Origin of the sequence: Streptomyces sp. FH025, from assembly GCF_017427025.1 — a bacterium.
Lineage (GTDB): Bacteria > Actinomycetota > Actinomycetes > Streptomycetales > Streptomycetaceae > Kitasatospora.
On record NZ_JAFLNG010001117.1, the window covers coordinates 1 to 1,527 of the forward strand.

Annotated in this window: 2 protein-coding genes; both read left to right on the forward strand. The window is 72.4% G+C overall.

The annotated features are described in order from the left end of the window. A partial coding sequence (locus J0670_RS37800; protein ID WP_207817296.1) for an agmatine/peptidylarginine deiminase occupies positions 1-895 on the forward strand: 895 nt, incomplete at its 5' end. A gap of 141 nt (positions 896-1,036) precedes the next feature. Beyond that, a partial coding sequence (locus tag J0670_RS37805) for a TetR/AcrR family transcriptional regulator (protein ID WP_207817297.1) occupies positions 1,037-1,527 on the forward strand: 491 nt, incomplete at its 3' end.

The window sequence follows — 1,527 nt, forward strand, 5'->3', positions numbered from 1 at the left end:
CGACACCATCGTCCGGTACGAACCGGTCACGCTGATCGTCAACACCGGTGAGACCGCGGACGCCCGCGAGTACGTCTCCGAGAAGGTCGAGATCGTCGAGCGCCCGCTCAACGACGCCTGGATGCGCGACATCGGTCCGTCCTTCCTGATCGACGGCAAGGGCTCGGTGGCCGCCGCCGACTGGATCTTCAACGGCTGGGGCGCCCAGTCCTGGGCCCGCTGGGACAAGGACCAGCACATCGCCGAGCACATCGGCGACCTGACGGGCATTCAGCGCTTCGCCTCCCGGCTGATCAACGAGGGCGGCGGCATCCACGTCGACGGCGAGGGCACGGTGCTGGTCACCGAGACCGTCCAGCTCGGCGAGGGCCGCAACGCGCACTGGACCAAGGAGGAGGTCGAGGCCGAGCTGCACGCCTTCCTCGGCACCACCAAGGCGATCTGGCTGCCGCGCGGACTCACCCGCGACTACGACGAGTTCGGCACCCGCGGCCACATCGACATCGTCGCCTCGTTCGTCCGCCCCGGCGTCGTCGTCGCCCACGTGCAGCCCGACCCCGCCCACCCCGACCACGAGGTCTGCAAGGAACTGGTCGCCACCCTGCGCGCCGCCACCGACGCCCAGGGCCGGCAGCTGGAGGTCATCGAACTGCCCGCCCCCACCGTCCTGTCGGACGAGGACGGCGAGCCCGTCGACTACTCCTACATCAACCACTACGTGGCCAACGGCGCCGTCGTGCTGTGCGCCTTCGACGACCCGCGCGACCAGGAGGCCGCCGCGATCCTCGCCGAGGCCTACCCGGGCCGCACCGTCGAACTCGTCGACGCCCGCGAGATCTTCGCCAACGGAGGCGGCATCCACTGCATCACCCAGCAGCAGCCGAAGGCGCTCTGACGTCGCGCGCACCGACGACTACGCTCTGACGCCGCGCGCTCTGACGTCGCGCGCTCCGACGTTCGTGCCCCCGGGCGGGAGCCTCACCCTCCCGCCCGGGTGGCCTTCCAAGCTCCGCACCACCGAGGGAGAGCACCGCGCATGGCCGACCCCCGCCCGCGCCGACCGGCGCGCCCCCGCGAGGAGGTCTACGCCACCGCCCGGGCCGCGATCGCCGAACACGGGCTCGCCAAACTCACCATGGCCGGACTCGGCAAACAGCTCCAGATGAGCGCCGGACACCTGCTCTACTACTTCGGCAGCAAGGACCAGCTGCTGCTGGAGACCCTCCGCTGGAGCGAGGACCAGCTCGGCGCCCGCCGCCACGCGGCCCTCGCCGACCGCTCGCTCGACCCCTGGCAGCGCCTCGACGCGTACCTGCGCCTCTACCTGCCCGAGGGGCCGGGCGACCCGCGCTGGATCCTGTGGGTCGAGGTGTGGGGCCGCTCCCCCGCCAGCGCCGAGATCCGCCGGGGCCAGCAGGAGATCGAGGCCCCCTGGCAGGCCGACCTGGTCGCCCTCATCGAGGAGGGCACCGCCACCGGCCACTTCACCCCCGGCCCCGCCGCCGACCGCGCCCTCCAGCTCCGCGC